This is a genomic window from Rugosimonospora acidiphila (genome assembly GCF_039543385.1).
GTDB classification, from domain to species: domain Bacteria; phylum Actinomycetota; class Actinomycetes; order Mycobacteriales; family Micromonosporaceae; genus Rugosimonospora; species Rugosimonospora acidiphila.
In genome coordinates, this window is record NZ_BAABJQ010000004.1 from 493,162 (window position 1) to 508,630 (window position 15,469).

Annotated in this window: 11 protein-coding genes and 1 pseudogene; 7 read left to right on the top strand and 5 right to left on the bottom strand. The window is 71.6% G+C overall.

Annotation, left to right across the window (positions count from 1 at the left end):
• Positions 1 to 30: 30 nt before the first annotated feature.
• The 3 genes from ABEA87_RS09960 to ABEA87_RS09970 form a co-directional block, all read right to left on the bottom strand.
• Positions 31 to 3,168, bottom strand: coding sequence for a BTAD domain-containing putative transcriptional regulator (locus tag ABEA87_RS09960; protein WP_345628139.1), 3,138 nt, complete (start codon positions 3,166 to 3,168; stop codon positions 31 to 33).
• A gap of 330 nt (positions 3,169 to 3,498) precedes the next feature.
• The gene (locus ABEA87_RS09965; protein ID WP_345628141.1) at positions 3,499 to 4,722 is read right to left on the bottom strand and encodes a hypothetical protein; all 1,224 of its coding nucleotides are present in this window, start codon (positions 4,720 to 4,722) and stop codon (positions 3,499 to 3,501) included.
• Positions 4,719 to 5,216 carry a SigE family RNA polymerase sigma factor gene (locus tag ABEA87_RS09970; RefSeq protein WP_345628143.1) on the bottom strand — a complete coding sequence of 166 codons (498 nt, stop codon included), beginning with the start codon at positions 5,214 to 5,216 and terminating at the stop codon, positions 4,719 to 4,721. Before ABEA87_RS09970 ends, ABEA87_RS09965 begins: the two co-directional genes overlap by 4 nt.
• Before the next feature lie 154 nt (positions 5,217 to 5,370).
• Here ABEA87_RS09970 and ABEA87_RS09975 point away from each other — a divergent pair, with 154 nt between their 5' ends.
• Together ABEA87_RS09975 and ABEA87_RS09980 are read left to right on the top strand one after the other, a co-directional pair.
• Positions 5,371 to 5,853: a trypsin-like serine protease gene (locus ABEA87_RS09975; RefSeq protein ID WP_345628145.1), complete on the top strand. Its 483-nt coding sequence runs from the start codon at positions 5,371 to 5,373 to the stop codon at positions 5,851 to 5,853.
• Positions 5,854 to 5,897: 44 nt separating this feature from the next.
• Positions 5,898 to 6,524 carry a TetR/AcrR family transcriptional regulator gene (locus ABEA87_RS09980; protein ID WP_345628147.1) on the top strand — a complete coding sequence of 209 codons (627 nt, stop codon included), beginning with the start codon at positions 5,898 to 5,900 and terminating at the stop codon, positions 6,522 to 6,524.
• Here the strand turns inward: ABEA87_RS09980 and ABEA87_RS09985 are convergent.
• Positions 6,521 to 7,408 (bottom strand): NAD(P)-dependent oxidoreductase, encoded by an 888-nt coding sequence (locus ABEA87_RS09985; protein ID WP_345628149.1) that lies wholly within the window; start codon positions 7,406 to 7,408, stop codon positions 6,521 to 6,523. The genes ABEA87_RS09980 and ABEA87_RS09985 overlap by 4 nt on opposite strands.
• A 152-nt stretch (positions 7,409 to 7,560) precedes the next feature.
• Positions 7,561 to 8,214, bottom strand: a complete 654-nt coding sequence (locus ABEA87_RS09990; protein WP_345628151.1) for a tetratricopeptide repeat protein — start codon at positions 8,212 to 8,214, stop codon at positions 7,561 to 7,563.
• Positions 8,215 to 8,617: 403 nt separating this feature from the next.
• Between ABEA87_RS09990 and ABEA87_RS09995 the strand changes: the two genes are divergently transcribed.
• The 5 genes and pseudogenes from ABEA87_RS09995 to ABEA87_RS10015 form a co-directional block, all read left to right on the top strand.
• Positions 8,618 to 10,180, top strand: a complete 1,563-nt coding sequence (locus ABEA87_RS09995) for an alkaline phosphatase D family protein (protein ID WP_345628153.1) — start codon at positions 8,618 to 8,620, stop codon at positions 10,178 to 10,180.
• 12 nt (positions 10,181 to 10,192) lie between these two features.
• Positions 10,193 to 12,232: an NPCBM/NEW2 domain-containing protein gene (locus ABEA87_RS10000; protein ID WP_345628155.1), complete on the top strand. Its 2,040-nt coding sequence runs from the start codon at positions 10,193 to 10,195 to the stop codon at positions 12,230 to 12,232.
• A gap of 351 nt (positions 12,233 to 12,583) precedes the next feature.
• A complete protein-coding gene (locus ABEA87_RS10005; protein ID WP_345628157.1) occupies positions 12,584 to 13,330 on the top strand; it encodes a transglycosylase SLT domain-containing protein in 747 nt (248 codons plus the stop codon).
• A gap of 313 nt (positions 13,331 to 13,643) precedes the next feature.
• Positions 13,644 to 14,921 carry an MFS transporter gene (locus ABEA87_RS10010; protein WP_345628159.1) on the top strand — a complete coding sequence of 426 codons (1,278 nt, stop codon included), beginning with the start codon at positions 13,644 to 13,646 and terminating at the stop codon, positions 14,919 to 14,921.
• Between the two features lie 259 nt (positions 14,922 to 15,180).
• Positions 15,181 to 15,469: pseudogene (locus tag ABEA87_RS10015) on the top strand (RNA polymerase sigma factor SigF); the annotation flags it as partial.

A 15,469-nucleotide genomic window follows, 5' to 3' on the forward strand; every position in this document is an offset into this window, starting at 1 on the left:
GCGAGACCTACACCTCGCCGGGCCGCTGTGTCAGGGGGCGAGCGTGACCGCCGCCAGCCGCGACCAACTCGTCTGCGTGCCCTCCCGAGTGGCGTCGGCGAACCGCGCATCGCCGAGGTGGCGCCGCACGGCCCGCTCGATCCGGGCCACGTCCGGGTGGGACCGATCCCGCAGCCCGCGTACGCCGACTCCTGCCGCGAGCAGCCGCGCGGCCTGTTCGTACTGGTCACGGCGCAACGCCAGGTCCGCGATCCCGACGAGAACCTGCGCGGTCAGGGGTGCGTACCCCGCCTCGGCCGCCGCCCGGCAGGCCTTCGCGTGGTGCGTCCGGGCCTCGCCGAGATCATCGGCGAGGTGGCCGAGCAGGTCGTGTGTCACCGCCCGGATGCTCGCCCGCTCCGCTTCCTCGCCGAGCATGGTGGTCGCGACGCCGAGTTGCTGGCGGGCCTCCTCGGCGTCGCCGGCCCAACGGGCGAGTTCCGCCCGCGCGAGAGCCAGCTCGGCCAGCCCATCCTGCCAGGTGACCTGTTCCGCGCACCGCTGCGCCTCGGCTATGGCGGCCGCGCTGGAATCTGCCTCGCCGAGCAGCCAGTACAGCTGAGCCTGTCGCGACCGCATCCGGATGACGTCGTAGATCGCACCGACTTCGGTAACGATCGCGATCGCCTGTTCGTAGTGCTCGCACGCACCGGCGAACTCGCCCCGGGTGGCGATCCGGTCCGCCAGCTCGGTCAGGGCGAGCGAGATTCCGTACCGTTCGCCGAGTGCCCGAAACTCGGCGAGCGCCGTCTCGAGGTGCGCGTCCGCGTCCCGCCCGCCCTGGCCAAGGATGATCCGCATCTTGCCGAGGTGCAGCCGGGCCAGTGCGCGTACCCAGGGGTCCTCGTTGTCCAGCAGTAGTTCGAACGCGGGCATGAAGTCGTCCGGCGCCTGCAACAGCCGTTCCAGCGGGGCGACGAACGCCAGCTTCGGGTCGCGGGAGTTGGTGCGCTGGCTGAATTGGTACGCCTTGTGGATCCACTCCGCCGCCTCGTACTGGTCGCCCCGCCCGCCGCCGACGAAATGCACGACCAACGCGTACACCGTGGCCCGGACCTCATCGGGCACCTCGCCCTGGGCCTCGGCGGCCGCGGTGAGCAGCTCGATGCCTTCGGTCTTGTACCCGGCGAGCCACCAGTACCAGCCGGAGCCAGCCGCGAGCCGCATCGCCGCGAGTGCCTCGCCGGCCGCGAGCGCACCACGCATCGCGAGGCCGATGTTGTCGTGCTCGGCCTCGAGCGTGGCCAGCCATTCCAACTGCTCGGCCCGGCGAAGATGCGGCTCCGCGGTCTCGGTGAGCTCGGTGAAGTAGGCGAGATGCGCGAGGCGCGCCTGGTCCGATTCTCCCGCCTCAAGGAGCCGGTGTCCGGCGTACTCCTTGATCGTGCCGAGCATCCGGTAGCGCGGTACGCTGCCGCCCGCGGCGAGCAGCAGCGATTTCTCGGCCAGCGAGGTGAGCAGCTCGAGCACCTGCTCCCGCTCGACCGCGTCGCCGGCGCAGACCCGCTCGGCCGCTTCCAGACTCGCCCCGCCCGAGAACACCGAGAGCCTGCGCAGAACCATCCGTTCGGCGTTGGTGAGTAACTCCCAACTCCAGTCGACCACCGCGCGCAGTGTCTTGTGCCGCGGCAACGCGGTGCGGCTACCGCTGGTCAGCAGGCGGAACCGGTCGTCGAGCCGGTTGGCGAGCTGGTCGAGGGACATGGTGCGCAGCCTGGCCGCGGCCAGTTCGATCGCCAGCGGCATGCCGTCCAGCGCCCGGCAGACCCGCACCATCGTCGACAGCGCGTGGCCGTCGACCGCGAGATCTCTGCGCACCGCGCCGGCCCGGTCGCGCAGCAACCGCACCGCCGGAGAGGACTCGATCTCACCGGAGCCGGCGTCCCCTCTCGGCACGGTCAGCGGCTCGACCAGCCACAGCGCCTCGCCGGTGATGCCGAGCGGTTCCCTGCTCGTCGCCAAGATCCGCAGCCGCCGGCACTCCCCGAGCACCCGATGGGCGAACGCCGCCGCCGACTCGATCACGTGCTCACAGTTGTCCAGGATCAGCAGCGCCTCCCGCTCCCGAATCGCGGCGATGAGCCGGTCCGTCAGGTCCGCGTGCGGTGTCTCGCCGAGCAGGGTGTCCCGAAGGCCGAGCCCGGCGAGCGTCGACTGTGCCACGTCCCCGTCCGCGCCGATGGCGGCGAGCTCCACCAGCCAGGCCCCGTCGGGCAGGTCACCGACCAGCGTACGGGCGGTCTCCGTGGCCAGCCTGGTCTTCCCCGCGCCGCCCGGCCCGACCAGGGTGGTGAGCCGGTGTTCGGCGATGAGCTCGCGGACCGCGGTGACATCGGCGTCCTTGCCGACGAAGCTGGTCAGCTCGGCACGCAGGTTGGTCTTCCGGCTCTCCTCCCGCTGCCCCAACTCGCCCTGCAGCAGCGCGACGTGCAACGCGGAGAGTTCCGGTGAGGGGTCGACGCCCAGCTCGTCTGCCAGGGCTTCCCTGGTGCGCTGGTACACGAGCAGCGCCTCGTTGTCGCGACCGGCCGCGACGAGGGCCCGCATCAGCGCGGCGACGAGCCGTTCCCGCACGGGATGCGCGGCGACCAGATCGGTCAGCTCCCCGATCAGCTCGGCACCGTGGCCGAGACCGACCTCCGCGTCGAACCGGTCCTCCGTGGCGCTCAGGCGTAGCCGCTCGAGTCGGGTCACCGCCGCGTCAAACGCTTCACTGTCCTGTAGTCCGACATCCTGCATCGCCGCGCCGCGCCACAAAGTCAACGCCTCGCGCAGCAGCCGGATCCGTCGCGGACCCTGGTCATCGCGGGCCTGGTCAAGGAGGCGTTCGAACCGCACGGCGTCGACGGCGTCGGGGTCCACCGCCAACCGGTAGCCGCCGCCCTGCCCCTCGATCAACCCCTCGGGCAGCGCCTTGCGCAGCCGGGAAACCAGACGTTGGAGGGCATTCGCCGCGTCGGAGGGCGGGTACTCGCCCCACACCCAGTCGACGAGGGTCGCCCTCGGCACGACCTGACCTGGTTCGCACGCGAGGGCGATCAACAACCCGCGCAGCCGGGCGCCCGGCACGTCGGCCAGGACGCCGTCGTCGGTCCGAACCTCGAGTGGCCCTAGGGTCTTGATCTGCACTCGACCGAGTTTCTCACAGCGGGCCGGCGGCCCGCTCCGGACCGCCGGGGCGGCGGGTCCGCCGGTGGGCCGCCGGTCCCCCAACCCCCCTGTTGGTTGAGCCACTGGATGGCGCGCGTACCCACGAGGTGAACGCCGCGACGAAGGCGGCTCGGTCGCCGGACGGCTCGCCGCGCTCGTCCACCCCACACGTCCAGCGCAGCTCGGCGAGGGCCGGCCCGTCCCGCCACGGTGGCCCGACGTACGAAGATCTCCATCCCGCCATCGCACGCCGACGACCGCCGCGGGTCAGCCTGCCGTGCCGCCCTCGACAACGCGGTACGGCATCGCTCAACCCAGCGAATCCGCCGGCCAGGTCCGCGGATCCGGGCTGCCGGCGTCCTGGAAGCCGTTCGCCAGGTCGAGTATGACCGCGGGGTCGTACTGCCCTTCGGCCAGCAGGTCCACGGTGTAGCCGGCGTGGTCGACATCTAGCTGAAGGACCGGGTGCTTGGCGTCGCCCTGGTACTCACGCAGCATGGCCGGGCGTCCGCCGACTTTCTGGTTCGGCTTGGTGACCGTTACCCCCCGGTCGACCTCGACGGTCACGTCACTGCCCGCCGAGGCACCGCCCGAGGCGCTGGGCGGCAGGTGCAGGCTCATCAGCCCGGTCGCCCCGCTCGTCATCACCGCCACCGCACAGGAGTCCACGCTGGCCCCGGCGGGTACCGAGGTGAGCCGGAACGGCACCACGCACCGGCTGACCCGGTCGAAGCCGACCGCGTTCGCGACCCGCAGCGCCGCGGACTCACCACCCGTAACCTGTACCTGGGCCCAGAGGCCGGGTACCGGCTGCCAGCGCAGCTCCGCCGCCGAAATCCCCTGGCTCTGGTCCAGGCTCAGCGTGCCGGTGGTCGCGCCGACCCTCACCGCCCGACGCCCGCCCGACGACAGCTTGTCCAGGTCCTGCGCCTGGTGGCTGACCTGCACCTTGAAACCGGGATCCCCGAAAGGGAGGGCCTTGGTGGTCTGCACGTTCAGGTCCTCCAACCCGTCCAGGGAGCGCCACTCGGCCTCCAGGAACTGGGCCGGCAGCACCGCCGGATCCACCTCGAAGTGCAGCAGCAGCGGGTCGCTGCCCACCACCGCCGGATCGGTGCGCGCGATGACCGCCCCGGCCGCGACCGGCAGGGCCGGCAGCCCGGTCAGCGTGGACAGGCCGGCGCGGGGATCGGTGGTGGAGAAGGGCGCGGTGGGCGCGGAAGGCCCAACGGTGGCGGAGGGCATGGTGGCGGAGGGCATGGCGGCGGAGGGTACGGCGGTGGCCGGGCCGCCGCCCGCGCCGGCGGTCCCCGTCGCCCGGGTCTGGTGAGTGGCCAGCGCCGGAACGGTGACCGCCGCGCCGACCAGGGCCGCGACCGTCAGCGCCCCGCCGGCGCTCAGCCCGGCGACCCGGCGGAGCCGCTGCCGGCGCCGACCGCGTTCACGCGTCACCGTCAGCAGCCGCTCGATGGGAACCTCGGGCGTCGCGCGGTCCTCCAGCGTCCGGATCAGGATTTCCTCGAGGTCGGTCATCGTCTGGCTCCTAGGCTGGGCGTGGTCCGCTGATCGATCCGCTCGCGCAAAGTGGCGAGAGCACGCATGACGTGGGTACGGACGGTGACCGGCGCGCAGTCCAGAATCTCGGCGATCATCGCGTCGTCAAGGTCCTCGTAGTAGCGCAGCACGACGGCGGCGCGCTGCCGCCGGGGCAGGCCGGCCAGCAGGCGCCAGATCTCGTCCCGCTCGACGATCTCGTGCTCGGCAGCGGGCACCACGCCCTCGATCGTGCCGACCCCGACGTATTCCTGGGCCGCCCGGCGGCGCTGGCGCGAGACGTTCGCGTTCACCAGCATCCGGCGCAGGTAGAGATCGGGCCGCTCGGTCCGGACGATGCGACTCCACCGCGGGTACGCCTTGGCCAGGACGTCCTGCGCCAGGTCCTCGCCCAGTTGCACGTCACCGGTGAGCAGGCGGGCCACTCGCACCAGGGCCGCGCCGCGCTGCCGGACGTACTCCTCGAAGGTCACACCAATATGACGCGTCGCGTCGCCCCTCCTGTTGACCGGACCGGACCGCCGCCACGGCGCTATCGGTGATCGGCCTGCGGCAGTTGACCGAGTAGGGGTTGCGTCCGGGAAAATCCCGGAGGAGCTGGGGACGCCCGGACCATAGCCTTCTGCCATGATCCGTTCCCTGTTTCCGGTAACGGCCATTGCCGCTAGCGCCGCGCTCGTCCTCGCCACGGCGAGCCCGAGCCGGGCGATGTCGGGCGGCGGGCCCGTTGACGACGCGGCCACGGCCCCATGGGTGGCGACCCTCGCCGAAACGATCGATGCCCCACTGCCGCAACGGGCTGGCTGCGGCGGGGTGCTCATCACGCCGGATCGGGTGCTCACCGCGGGGCACTGCGTGGACCATCTCGACCCCAGCCAGACCGAAGTGCATGTCGACGCGCGGGTACTGTCCGGCGACCCGGGCCAGGTACGCGGCATCCGGGGCGTGGCCGCCCTGCCGGGGTACCGGTTGCTGCCGTCCCCCGTAACCGGCCGGGACTTCGTGCCGGACGCGTCCGTTGCCGGGGACGAGATAGCCTGCCAGGTGTCTGGCGGAAACTCGGCCGGCACCAGCCAGGCGACCTCCGATCCCGTCACCGTGACCGGCTGATTGCTAAGGTGGTATGACGAATGTCATAACGAGTGGGAGCCGCCATGTCCGGCACGGCACGGGGTCCTCGGGAACGCATGGTCTACAGCGCGGCACAGCTGGTGCGTTCGCACGGCGTCGCCGGCACCGGCGTACGGGAGGTGGTGGCGCGTGCCGAGGCTCCCCGCGGTTCCTTCCAGCACTACTTCCCCGGCGGCAAGGACCAACTGGTCGGGGAGGCGCTGGTCTGGTCCGGTGACTTCGCCGCGCACTGGGCCACCCGGTACCGGGACACCACGCGCCACCCGACGCCCGCCGGACTGTTCGCGCATCTGGTGCGGTACTGGCGGGACGACCTGACCGCGCACCGGTACGAGCGCGGGTGCCCGGTGATGGCGACGGCCGCGGACCTGGCCGGCGGTGACTCGGCCGTGAACGAGCAGCTGCGCGCGGCCACCGAGCGGTGGGAGACCGCGGTGGCGGACGAGTTGGCGCGCATGGAGGTGCCGCGGTCACGGGCGCGGAGCCTGGCGACGCTGATGCTCAGCGCGCTGGAGGGCGCCATCATGCTGGCTCGGGTGCACCGCGACGTCGGGCGGCTCGACACGGTCGTGGCCGAGCTCTCTCCGCTACTGAGGTCGCAGGTTCCGGCGGCCAGACGCCGCCGAGCCGCAGCGGCGCCGGATCGCTAGCCGACTGCCGGCGTCCCGGCCGTGCGCCGCTCGATGGCGTGGATGACCGCGGCCATGTCGAGGCCGCCGTGGCCCAGCGCGACGGTCTCGGTGAACAGCCCGTGGCAGACGTCCAGCAGCGGTGAGGCGACCCCCGACTCGCGAGCGGAAGCGGCGATCAGCTGGTTGTTCATCAGGACGTCGGCCGCGGCGGCCTGGGCGGCGAAGTCGAGGTCGACGAGCTTGTGCGCCTTGACCCGGGACACGCTGCTGGCCATCGGCCCGTCGTCGAGGACGGCGGCCAGTTGCCGCGGATCCAGCCCGTGCCGGTCGGCGAAGTGGAACGCCTCGGCCAGGCCGGTGACCATGGTGATGAGGTACAGATTGACGGCCAGCTTCAGGTGCAGCGCGCCCGGCACCGGTCCACAGTCGAACGTCCGGTGGCACATGGGCGTCAGCAGCGGCCGTACCGCGCGGGTCGCCGTGGGCTCGCCGGCCATCATCGCCACGAGCTGCCCGGCCTCGGCCGGGGTACGCGATCCGGAGACGGGCGCCTCGACGTAGTCTCCGCCGCCCGCGCGCACCTCCGCCTCAAGCGCCCGGGAGTAGCCGGGCGAAGTCGTTCCCATGTGGACGGTGATGCGCCCGGCCACCCGGTCGGCGAAGCCGGGGGTACCGCGTCCGAGCACCCGGTCGATGGCCTGCTCCCCCGCCAGCATCAGGATGACCACGCCGCACCGGGCGAACACCTCGGCCGGGCTCGACGCGACCCGCGCCCCGGCGGCGGCCACCTCCGCGGTCTTCCCGGCGGTGCGGTTCCAGACCACGAGCGGCGTCCCCGCCCGGGCCAGGTTGAGCGCCATGGGCTGCCCCATGAGCCCCAGGCCGATGAACCCGACGTCCACGCGCCCCTCCCGCCCCGGACCCAGCGCCGGAATCTCGCGAGCGGCGCGGCGCCCGCTCAGGGTATGACACCCGTCATGATAGCGGCGTCATGACGAGTGTCATAGTCCCGGCGAGTGCCGGGATCGCGTGACCAGCGGGAGCCGGCGCCTGCCTACGACTCGACCGGCGGCAACTCGTCGCGGGCCGCGGCAATCCAGACCTGGGTACCCGCCGCACCGCTCGCCTGCGCGACCACGTCGGCCTGGGCGAGCAGCGTCCGGGCGCCGGGCACGTCGCCGGACTCGGCGGCCAGTTCGGCGAGCGCGAGCAGACCGGCCGCCACCCCGGGCGCGAAGCCGATCTCCTGGCGCAGCCGGACCGACTCGGTGAGCCGGTCCCGGGCCAGATCCCGGTCGCCGTCGGCCTGCGCCGCGAAGCCCAGGTGCCGGACCGCGTACGAGCGGGTCAGCCGGTCGTCGGCCTGCTCGGCGAGCTGGTACGAGCGCTCCAGCGCGGGCAGGGCGGTGGCGTTGTCGTCACGCACCACCTGGTGGAAGATGCCGACCCAGAACCACGACTCGGCCTCGCCACGCACGTCGCCGAGGCCGCCGTACAGCTCGGCGGCGCGCTCGAACAGCGTCAGCTCGCCCTGGTCCTCCCGCCGATTCGCGAGGAACCGCGCGTGCAGGATCCGACCGCGGGCCAGCGCGAGGTCGGCCTCGACGCCGTCGAGGTCCCGCTGTGCGGTCTCCACGGCGGTCGGATCGCCGTTGAACACCGCGCGTTCGTAGAGCATCTTCGCTCGCTCAAGCCGATCCTCATTCATGACGGCCACAGTAATACGGCCGGCTCACCGTGGTGGGGCGAGAAAGTACCCCTGCCCGCCGGCGGGTAGACCGCGAGGCATCCGTCCGAGGTCGGCTGCGTCACGCTCGCGTTGAGGGCGACCGCCGTGGCGCCACTCGGTACTTTGCTCGCGATGATGACGGCCACAATGGACGGCCGCCATCCGCCGACCAGCCGAATGATCTCCATCGAAACGTCGGCCACGCCGCACCTACAATGATCACTTCACGGCACCCCACTCGTCACGGCCGGCACCGGAGAAGTTCACCTCGCCGCCCGATGGCTTCGACAGTCTGTTCACGACACTGCACAACTGGCAACCCTCACGGCGACGCAGCGCTGCTGGTCGTGAAACGCCGACAGAGCAAGGAGTTCAGCCTCATATGATCAGCAGGCGTTCCCTCCTCGCCGGAGGCGCTGGGCTCGGCGCCGCGGCGGCACTGGGTACCTCGCTGGGTGTCTCGTCGGCGCGCAAGAAAGCCCCCAGCGCCCCGAAGCTGTCGGACGTCTTCCAGCTGGGAGTCGCGTCCGGTGAGCCCGACCCGCAGGGCGTCGTGCTCTGGACCCGGCTGGCCATGGACCCGATCTCACCGGACGGGCTCGGCGGCATGCCGGACCAGGCGGTCACGGTCGAGTGGCAGGTGGCCAAGGACGAGAACTTCAAAAAGATCGTCAAGAAGGGCAGCGAGACCGCGAAGCGCGCGTCCGCGCACAGCGTGCATGCCGAGGTCAACGGCCTGGACTCCGGCGCCGAATACTTCTACCGCTTCAAGGCCGCCGGCGAGATCTCACCGGTCGGGCGCACGCTGACCGCCCCCGCCGCCGGCACCAAGAGCCGCGACCTGCACCTGTCGTTCACCTCGTGCGCCGATTACCAGATGGGCTGGTTCACCGCTTACCGGCGGATGGCCGAGGATCAACCGGACCTCATCGCGTTCCTCGGTGACTACATCTACGAGTACGCCGACTACAAGTACCCGGTGCGCGACCAGGCCGGCGGCGAGTGCGTCGACCTGGCCAGCTACCGGCTGCGGCACACCCAGCACAAGGCGGACCCGGAGCTGCAGCTGGCCCACGCCATCGCGCCCTGGGTGGTCATCTGGGACGACCACGACGTCGCGAACGCCTGGGCGGGCGACGGGGCGCAGGAGACCATCCCGCCGTTCCTGCCGCGCCGGGCCGCCGCGTTCCAGGCGTACTACGAGAACATGCCGCTGCGTAAGGCACAGAAGCCGAACGGGCCGTCGGACCAGCTCTACCGCACCATCCGGTGGGGCCAGCTGGCCAACCTCCACCTGCTCGACACCCGCCAGTACCGCGACGCCATGGCCTGCCTGGACGGCGCTTCCGGCAACGTCGGGCCCGACTGCACCGACCGCCTTTCGCCGAACCGCAGCATCCTGGGTGACGACCAGGAGGCCTGGCTGGACAACAATCTCAAGAAGTCCCGGGCCGTCTGGGACGTGCTGACCCAGCAGGTCTTCTTCATGCAGATGGACTGGGTCAACGGTCCGGACGTGGGCTACTCCAACGAGGGTTGGGACGGCTACGTGGAAAGCCGCAACCGGCTGACCGCGCTCATCGATGACTACCAGCGCAACGCCGTGGTGCTCACCGGCGACGTGCACTCGCACTGGGCCGGCGAGGTCAAGCGCGACTACCAGGACCCGGAGTCGAAGTCGGTGGCCGTCGAACTGGTCACCACCTCGGTGACCTCCGAGGGCAACGGCGTGGACACCGAGCCCAACACCGCGACGTTGCTGGCCGAGAACCCGCACGTCAAGTTCTTCAACGGCCGGCGCGGGTACGTCCGCACCGTCATCTCGAAGGACGCGATGAACGTGGACTTCCGGTCGCTGCCGCTGGTCACCCAGCCGTACGCGCTGCCCTACACCTCCGGCTCCTTCGTCATCGAGCCCGGCAACCCGACCCTCAACAAAGCCTGACGGGGACCCATCATGCGTATTCGTACGGCGGCCCTGAGCGCCGTCATCCTCGCCGCGGTGGCCCTGGTCCTACCGCAGACCGCCGGCGCGGTCTCCCCGGCCGCCGGGCCGCCCAACATCAGCACCCCGCCGATGGGCTGGAACAGCCGCTCGCTCGGCTGCAACGTCAGCGACATCTCTGTCCGCCAGGCGGTCAACGCCATGGCCACGCTGGCCAGCGCCGGGTACACGTACGTCATCATCGACGACTGCTGGGAGGCCAAGCAGCGTGACGGGTCCGGCAACCTGACCGCCGATCCGACCCGGTTCCCGGCCGGCATGCGGCCGCTGATCGCCTACGTGCACAGCAAGGGGCTCAAGTTCGGCCTCAACCTGTCGGCCGGCACCCAGACCTGTACCGGCGCGGCGCCCGGCTCGTACTCGCACGAGGCGACCGACGGCGCGCTGGTCAAGAGCTGGGGCGTCGACTACGTCAAGTACGACTGGTGCTCCATTCCGACCGCCAACTTTCCCGGCCAGACCTCGGAGCAGATCGCGCAGGCGCTGTACCCGTCGATGCGGCAGGCGCTCGGCGATGACATCGCGTTCGCGATGAACAACGAGGACGGCAACAGCGTGCCGTGGCTGTGGGGTTCCCAGCTGGCCACCACCTGGCGCACGAACGTGGTCACCAAGCCGATCGCGGACAACTACACCAGCATGCTCACCATCTGGGAGACGAACATGCTGCGCGGGCAGTACGCGACCCCGCACAGCTTCACCGACCCGGACCTGCTCGAGGCGGGCCTCGGCGGCATGACGGCCACCGAGTACCAGACCCAGTTCAGCCTCTGGGCGATGGACAACGCTCCGCTGATCCTGCAGGCATCGCCGGCCAAGGCACCCGCGAACATCGTGGCCAACCCGCAGGTGATCGCGGTCGACCAGGACAAGCTCGGCCTGCACGCCGAGTTCGTGAGCACCGACGGCTGGTACCACGTGCTGTCCAAGCCGCTGGCGAACGGTGACCTGGCGGTCGTGCTGTACAACGAGAGCGACCGGGAGACGACCATCTCCACCACGGCCACCAAACTGAAGCTGCCTGTGGCGAAGCAGTACCGGGTGCAGGACCTGTGGACCGGTGCCGTGTCGACGACGACCGGTGGGCTGTCCGCCGCCGTACCGGCGCATGGCGTCGCCATGTACCGGATCAGCGCGCAGGGCAAGGGCGCGGCGAAGGCCGCCCCGTACCTGACGTACGAGGTCGACCCCGCCACGGTGCTCGGGGACAACAAGCCGTCCACCGTGCAGCCCGGCGTGCACAACCACATCGTCACCCGGGTCACCAACACCGGCGGCACCGAGGACGCCACGAATGTCACGTTGTCCCTGGCGGCCCCGGCCGGCTGGACGGTGGCGCCGCTGACCAAGCCCAGCACCAAGAAGCTGGCCGCCGGCAAGACCTTCACCGTCACCTGGAACGTCACCCCGCCGGTCGGTACCGCGCAGCAGAACTGGAACCTCACCGGCGCGGTGAACTACGGCTGGGGCAATGGCAAGAAGGCCCAGGCCGCCGAGGTCGGCGGCGGCGCCGTCGTCTACCTGGCCACCGCGCCCGACGCGGGTACCAGTTACCTGTCCGACGTGCCGTGGTCCAGCGCGGTCAACCACCTCGGGCCGGTCGAGAAGGACATGAGCGGCGGTAACGCGGCCGCCGGGGATGGCCTGCCCATCACCATCGGCGGCGTCACGTACGCCAAGGGCCTGGGCACCGAGGCACCGGCCGAGGTCGACTACTACGCGGCCGGGCGGTGCACGTCGGTGCAGTTCTACGCCGGCATCGACGACGAGGTCGACGTGCCGGGCGTGGTGCACGGCTCGTCGGACTTCCAGGTCTGGGCCGATGGTGAGCTGGTCGCCGACACCGGCGTGCTGACCGGCGGCGACGCCCCCAAGCAGGTGACCGCCGACGTCACCGGCGCGAAGTACGTCCGGCTCATCGCCACCAACGGCGGCGACAACGCCTTCTTCGACCACGCGGACTTCGCGGACGCGAAGATCACCTGCGGCTGACCCGTCCCGGCCGTCAGCGGCGTCCCACCCGCCAGCGCGGGTGGGGCGCCGCCTTCTTTCGCGCCGAACTCCGCGCCGGACTCCGCAGTCCGCGCCGGAGTCCGCCGGCCGGATCTCGCTGGCCCGGGCGGCCCGGCCGGATCTCGCCTCGCGCGACCGGCCGGATCTCGCCTCGCGCGACCGGCCGGATCTCGCCTCGCGCGACCGGCCGGATCTCGCCTCGCGCGACCGGCCGGCCGCCGCGAAGCACGGCCGGGCCGTGCGCCGTGCGGGCATACTGGGCCGTGGCGGGCAGGCCCCGGGCGACCGGTCCACCCGCCCGAGGCCGGGCGGGGGCGACGGGAGGGGCCGATGAGGCGCCACGGGCGGCGGCATCCGGGGACCGCCATCGCTGTGCTGGCCGGTGCCACGATCCTGCTCGCCGGCGCGGCCGGTGGGTGTTTCGGGCTGACCGCCGGCGACCGGCCATCCACGACCGGCGCGACACCCGCGACCGCCACCGTCCGGCCCGTGGGCCCCGCGCACCCGACCGGCGCCACACACCCGACCGCCAAGGCGGCCCCCAGCGCGCCCGCCGGCCCGTCCGGCAATGACCCGACCGGCAATGACCCGGCCGGCAACGATCCGGCCCGCTTCTCCCCTCAGGTGCGCCGCTACGCCGGCCAGGCCGGGATCGACCCTCAGCTGCTGATGGCGATCCTCTACAACGAGTCGTACAAGCCACACGACCCGGCGTTCGAACGGGCCTGGGCGAAGATCGATCCGGACGCCGCGTTCGGGATAGCCAACATGCACCAGGCCGCCTTCGACGACACCAAGCGCGGCCGGGACTTCGCCGACCGGAGCTGGCAGGATCTGCCCGACGACCCCGACCTCGCCATCGAGGCCGCCGCCTGGTTCCTGCACGACCTGGCCGCCCAACTGCCGTCGGGCTGGCCCGCGAAGTACACCAGGGACGACCTGCTCGCGCTGGGGTACAACGCCGGCGCGGGCAACATGAAGGCGTTCGCCCAGGGTGGTACGCCCGGATCGGTGTCACAGGACTACCTGAACCGCCTGCACGACAACTGGGCCGCCGCGGCCCGGGCCCTCGGTTAAGCCCCGCGCCCTCGATCAGCCCGCGCCCTCGATCAGCCCCGCCCTCGGTCAGCCCCGGGCCCTGGTCAGCCCGGCCCGCTCCGGCGGCAGGGCGCCGGAAATTCGGATCGGCGCTTCGGTAAGTGCCGTTACGATCGCCGGATGCCCGGAACACCCCACCGGATCCGACCGGAGAGAGTTCGTGACGGCCGCAGCGGTCGCAGCGGCCGAGGATGGACGCCGGCTTTGAACGGGTTCGCGCCGGGGCGCGGATCAACCGGCCGCGGCCGAGCCTCGTGATGGAGGCGATCCGGCCGCGCGCCCGGGAGTCGGCATGGGGGTAAGGCACGCGCTGATCGACGTGACCCCGCTGCGCTCGTCGCGCCAGTTCCGGCGGTTGTGGATCGGCCGCTCGTTCTCCGGCATCGGCACTCAGATGACCCTCGTAGCGGTGATGTTCCAGGTCTGGCAGCAGACCCAGAGCACCATCTGGACCGGCGCGGTCGGCGTGGCACAGGCGGTTCCGCTCATCGCGTTCGGGCTCTTCGCCGGGGCGCTGGTCGATCGCACCGAACGGCGCAGGTTCTCCCTCATCATGACCGCCGGCCAGGCCGGGTGCTCGGCGCTGCTGGCCGTGCAGGGGTTCCTCGGGCATGTGCCGGCGGCCTGGGTGCTGGTACTGGTCGCCGCGCAGTCATGCTTCGTCGCGGGCGGCGGCCCCGTGGCGAGTACCTTCATCCCGCGACTGCTGCCCAAGGAGCAGGTGCCGGCCGGGCTGGCCGTCAACCGGATCAGCTTCCAGGGCGCCATGCTGGTCGGCCCCGCGCTGGGTGGGCTGGTCCTCGGCGCTCTGGGCGTGGGCGGGTGCTACCTGATCGACGCCGTCTCCTTCACGCTGGCGTTCTACGGCGTGTTCGGGCTGCCGTCGATGCGCCCGGAGGGCGAGCCGTCCCGCCCCGGCCTGCTCGGCATAGCGGACGGGCTGGGCTTCATGGTGCGCCGTGCCGCGGTACGCGGTGCGCTGCTCACCGACCTGGCCGCCACCGTACTGTCCATGCCGATCAGCCTGTTCCCCCTGATCAACGCCGAGCGGTTCGGGAACAACCCGCGCACCCTCGGCCTGTTCCTGACGGCGATAGCGGTCGGTGGGGTCATCGCGTCGCTGCTGTCCGGCGCGTTCACCCGGCCGGGCCGCCCCGGCCTGACCATGCTCTGCGGGTCGGCCACCTGGGGCGTGGCGCTGGCGCTGTTCGGCGTCTCGACGAACCCGTGGCTGGGCCTGGCGTTCCTGGTGCTGGCTGGCGCGGCCGACACGGTAGCCGTCGTGTCCCGGGGCACGGTCGTGCAGCTGAACACGCCGAACGCCCTGCTCGGACGGGTGGGCGCCGCCGAGCAGATCGTCGGCCAGGCAGGGCCGGACCTCGGCAACCTGCGCGGCGGGTTGGTCGCCGGCGCCACCTCGGGAATGGTGGCTCTGGTCAGCGGGGGGCTGCTGAGCGTGATAGCGGTGGTCTTGATCGGCGCTACAACGCGTGACCTGCGCCGGGGCGCCCGGTCCGACGAGCGGATCACCGAGGTTCGGCCCGCCCCCGCACCCGGCCTCGCGAAGTAGCCGGACACCGACGCGTGCGGGACTTCACGGAGCGGCCGGGGTTCATACTTTCGGAGGAGCCCCAATCGGGTGTATGGTCAAGACGCCCGATGATCGCATCGGTCGTGAGGTAGCTCCGACCGGATCGAGGGCAAGCGGCCCCGTTGGGTCGTGGTGGCGCTCAAGGCGTGGGCGCCCCTGCTGCGTACGACCTCTGTGTCGTATCCACTCGTGACGTTGCCGGGTGGAATCGACGCGGGACAGGTGTGAGAGGAACACCATGACCGCGCTGACCGAAACCAAGCCCCTCGCCCGTACCCAGCGCGCCGCTGGCGCGCCGAACCACCAGGCCCCAGCCGCGCATGGCAGCCGCCGGCCTAACGTCGACGGCGAGGCCGTCGGCCTGCTCAAGTCCCTTGCCGAGTTGCCGGCGGATGCCCCGGAGCGGGCGTCGGTGCGTGACCGGGCGATCCGGGCGTGGTTGCCGTTGGCCCAGCATCTGGCGCAGCGGTTCAACGGTCGTGGGGAGCCCCTCGACGACCTGGTGCAGATCGCGACGGTGGGCCTGA

What these genes read in the sequence shown, in the direction of transcription:
- ABEA87_RS09975 (WP_345628145.1), top strand. Translation starts at nt 5,371, where the DNA reads ATGATCCGTTCCCTGTTTCCGGTAACGGCCATTGCCGCTAGCGCCGCG.
- ABEA87_RS09995 (WP_345628153.1), top strand. Translation starts at nt 8,618, where the DNA reads ATGATCAGCAGGCGTTCCCTCCTCGCCGGAGGCGCTGGGCTCGGCGCC.
- ABEA87_RS10005 (WP_345628157.1), top strand. Translation starts at nt 12,584, where the DNA reads ATGAGGCGCCACGGGCGGCGGCATCCGGGGACCGCCATCGCTGTGCTG.
- ABEA87_RS10000 (WP_345628155.1), top strand. Translation starts at nt 10,193, where the DNA reads ATGCGTATTCGTACGGCGGCCCTGAGCGCCGTCATCCTCGCCGCGGTG.
- ABEA87_RS09980 (WP_345628147.1), top strand. Translation starts at nt 5,898, where the DNA reads ATGTCCGGCACGGCACGGGGTCCTCGGGAACGCATGGTCTACAGCGCG.
- ABEA87_RS09965 (WP_345628141.1), bottom strand. Translation starts at nt 4,722, where the DNA reads ATGACCGACCTCGAGGAAATCCTGATCCGGACGCTGGAGGACCGCGCG.
- ABEA87_RS10010 (WP_345628159.1), top strand. Translation starts at nt 13,644, where the DNA reads ATGGGGGTAAGGCACGCGCTGATCGACGTGACCCCGCTGCGCTCGTCG.
- ABEA87_RS09990 (WP_345628151.1), bottom strand. Translation starts at nt 8,214, where the DNA reads ATGAATGAGGATCGGCTTGAGCGAGCGAAGATGCTCTACGAACGCGCG.